Here is a 2,659-nt window from a genome sequence, read left to right as displayed (position 1 = left end):
GGTCGGGCGCCCCCGCGGGCGCTTCGGCGACACCCTGGTGGCGGTCACCGGCGCGGGCAGCGGCATCGGGCGCGAGACCGCGTTCGCGTTCGCCCGTGCGGGCGCCGAGCTGGTGGTCAGCGACATCGACGAGGCCACCGTGAAGGAGACCGCCGCCGAGATCGCCGCGCGCGGCGGCACCGCCCACCCGTACGTGCTCGACGTGTCCGACGCCGGCGCGGTCGAGGCGTTCGCCGAGCGGGTCAGCGCCGAGCACGGCGTGCCCGACATCGTCGTCAACAACGCCGGCATCGGGCAGGCGGGATGTTTCCTGGACACCCCGGTCGAGGAGTTCGACCGGGTGCTCGAGATCAACCTCGGGGGCGTGGTCAACGGCTGCCGGTCGTTCGGCCGGCGCCTGGTCGAGCGCGGCACCGGCGGCTACATCGTCAACGTCGCGTCGATGGCCGCCTACGCCCCGCAGCAGTCGCTGATCGCCTACTGCACCTCCAAGGCCGCGAACTACATGTTTTCCGACTGCCTGCGGGCCGAACTCGACGCGGCCGGGGTCGGGGTGACGACGATCTGCCCCGGCGTCATCAACACCAACATCATCAGCACCACCCGCTTCAGCGCCCCGGTCGGCAAGGACGATAACGTCGACGGCCGGCGGGGCCAGATCGGCCGGCTCTTCGCGCTGCGCCACTACGGGCCGGACAAGGTCGCCAAGGCGATCCTGTCGTCGGTCGAAAAGAAAAAGCCGATTCGGCCCGTCGCGCCGGAAGCCTATGCGGTCTACGGGCTTTCCCGCGTGGCGCCGCAGGCGTTGCGCAACGCCGCGCGGGTGCGGGTGATCTAGACCGTTTTGGACCCGGCCGTTCGTCGCACCAGCAGCGCGCCGCCGACCGCGACGACCCCGACGACAACCAACGGGATGGTCCAGCTCCGCCGGGTGTTCACCGACGACTGGCATTGGGCCACGTAGTCGGTGTGCGGGAGGACCTGGTTCAGGATGGGGATGTTGGCACCGTTCTTGTCGTTGGCACTGCGGGCGCTGGACAAGTCCATGGCGATTCCGTTCCCGCATGAGACGGAATTGCCGTTGCTGTCCGATACGGACACCGGTACCAGCAGCCCGATGATCCCGGCCAGCACAAGCACGGCGCCCACTGCGATGATGATCCGTCGCACAGTCACTATTAGTCTCCCGTCAAACGCGAGTGTTGTAACGGCGTAGTAACCACTGGCCGCCGCCGCTAAACCGATCGGCGGTCACGGGCGTGCACCGGGGCGGCGCATGGTTCCCGCCGACCGGGGTACCCGTAGCCATCACGGCGGTGCGAAAGGACCTTCAATGACGGCGACTCGAAAGATGGCGACCACCCGCGAGGTGCGGGCGTCGCGCCAGCAGATCTGGGATGCGATGACCGACGGGTGGACGTATGCGCAGTGGGTGGTGGGCAACAGCCGCACCCGCGCCGTCGACTCGGATTGGCCGCAGCCCGGCTCCGCGATCAAGCACTCGGTCGGGGTATGGCCGCTGGTGATCAGCGACGAGACGGTGGTCGAAAGTTGTTCGCCCGGTGAGGGACTCGTGCTGCGCGCGGGTCTCGGTGCACTCGGCTCCGCGCGAATAACGTTGCGGCTCACGGACATCCCGGATGGCTGCCGGATCGATATGGTCGAGACGCCGGCCTCCGGGCCGCTCCGGCTCCTCCCCGACCGCTTGGTCCTGGCCGCCGTCTACCCGCGCAACCGGGAATGCCTGTTGCGGTTGACGGCGCTCGCCGAACGCCTCGAGCCCAGCCAGGTCAAATAGGGCATGGCCGACGAGACCGCCGACGCGGTCGTCATCGGCGCCGGACACCACGGGCTGGTGGCGGCGTCGATGCTGGCCGACGCGGGGTGGGATGTGCTGGTGCTCGAGGCCCAGCCCGAGCCGGGCGGCGCGGTGCGCAGCGCCGAGCTGACACCGGGTTACATCACCGACCTGTTCAGCTCGTTCTACCCCATGACGGTGGCCTCGCCGGCGATGGCGGCGTTGCGGCTCGAGGACCATGGCCTGCGGTGGTCCCGTGCGCCGGCGGTGGTCGGTCATCCGCGCTGCGGGACCGACGACGACCCACCCATCATCTACCCCGACCCTGCCCGCACCGCAACGGAATTGGCGCGCCGGGAGCCCACCGACGGCGACAACTGGTGGCGCGCCGTGGAATTGTGGCAGAAAATCAAGGCGCCACTGCTGGACGGGATGCTGGCGCCGTTTCCGCCGGTGCGCCCGATGCTGCGGCTGCTGCTGAAGCTGGGCACCGCCGACGCGGTCCGGCTCGCCCGCCTGTTGATCCAGCCCGCCAACACCATGGCGGGCCAGTTGTTCGACGGCGACGCGCCGCGGATCCTGTTGCTGGGCAACGCAATGCACGCCGATGTGCCGCCGGACGCCCCGGTCAGCGGCGCAATGGGGTTCCTGATGACGATGCTCGCCCAGGACGGCGGCTGGCCGGTGCCCGTCGGCGGTTCGGGCCAGCTGACGGCGGCGCTGGTGCGGCGGGCCGGCTCGGCCGGCGCGCGAATCGAGTGCAGCCAGAACGTTTCCCGCATCCAGGTGCGCGGCGGGCGGGCGGTGGGCGTGACCACCGCCGGCGGGCGGACGGTTCGGGCCCGCCGGGCGGTCGTGGCC

At 70.4% G+C, this 2,659-nt stretch carries 4 protein-coding genes; 3 read left to right on the top strand and 1 reads right to left on the bottom strand.

From position 1 onward, the window contains the following. On the top strand, positions 1-838 hold an 838-nt coding region (locus BN4348_RS43465; RefSeq protein ID WP_142308807.1), incomplete at its 5' end, for an SDR family NAD(P)-dependent oxidoreductase. On the opposite strand, the gene BN4348_RS43460 is transcribed toward BN4348_RS43465, so the two are convergent. Next, on the bottom strand, positions 835-1,176 hold the full coding sequence (locus BN4348_RS43460; protein WP_066913457.1) for an aminopeptidase: 342 nt from the start codon (positions 1,174-1,176) through the stop codon (positions 835-837). The two genes, BN4348_RS43465 and BN4348_RS43460, sit on opposite strands and share 4 nt — an antisense overlap. Positions 1,177-1,333: 157 nt before the next feature. Between BN4348_RS43460 and BN4348_RS43455 the strand changes: the two genes are divergently transcribed. Both BN4348_RS43455 and BN4348_RS43450 read left to right on the top strand, forming a co-directional pair. Next, entirely contained in the window at positions 1,334-1,798 is a 465-nt protein-coding gene (locus BN4348_RS43455; RefSeq protein ID WP_235852739.1) for an SRPBCC family protein, read from the top strand. A 3-nt stretch (positions 1,799-1,801) separates the two neighbouring features. Beyond that, on the top strand, positions 1,802-2,659 hold an 858-nt coding region (locus BN4348_RS43450; protein ID WP_142308806.1), incomplete at its 3' end, for a phytoene desaturase family protein.

The organism is Mycobacterium interjectum, from assembly GCF_900078675.2.
In the GTDB taxonomy this organism is placed as follows: domain Bacteria; phylum Actinomycetota; class Actinomycetes; order Mycobacteriales; family Mycobacteriaceae; genus Mycobacterium; species Mycobacterium interjectum.
The sequence above is the reverse complement of the archived record's forward strand: the minus strand, read 5'-3'. Positions and strand labels throughout refer to the sequence as shown.

Bases quoted from the DNA above. Each gene is read 5' to 3' on its own strand.
- BN4348_RS43455 (WP_235852739.1), top strand. From the start codon at position 1,334: ATGACGGCGACTCGAAAGATGGCGACCACCCGCGAGGTGCGGGCGTCG.